The 284-nt window shown below is 37.3% G+C and carries 1 protein-coding gene; it reads right to left on the bottom strand.

All coding sequences use genetic code 11. The annotated features are described in order from the left end of the window. A partial coding sequence (locus AACS98_RS16515; RefSeq protein WP_157087529.1) for a helix-turn-helix domain-containing protein occupies window positions 1-240 on the bottom strand: 240 nt, incomplete at its 3' end. Window positions 241-284: the final 44 nt, after the last annotated feature.

Raw genomic sequence — 284 nt, 5'->3', positions numbered from 1 at the left:
TAAATCTTCTTTGGTAATTGGTAATTGCTTTTTCTGAGAGTAATAACTGGGATTGTCTCTCAGTTGAGGTAATGGGCAGATTAACGGACAGGCATTAATACTATTGCGGTTATTTTCCCACCAATCAAACCTATCTCCTAGTTGCTTGTTGTACCAGTATCGGCAGGCTCGCAACCAATAATTAAGTTCTAGTTTTTGATTGGTATTTGGATAAGTTCGATACTGGTAATTAAGCAACATAATTAAGCTACAACTACCTTCATAAAACGAGTGGGACGGTTAAG

Origin of the sequence: Anabaena sp. CA = ATCC 33047 (assembly GCF_963870205.1) — a bacterium.
Lineage (GTDB): Bacteria > Cyanobacteriota > Cyanobacteriia > Cyanobacteriales > Nostocaceae > Trichormus.
The sequence above is the reverse complement of the archived record's forward strand: the minus strand, read 5'-3'. Positions and strand labels throughout refer to the sequence as shown.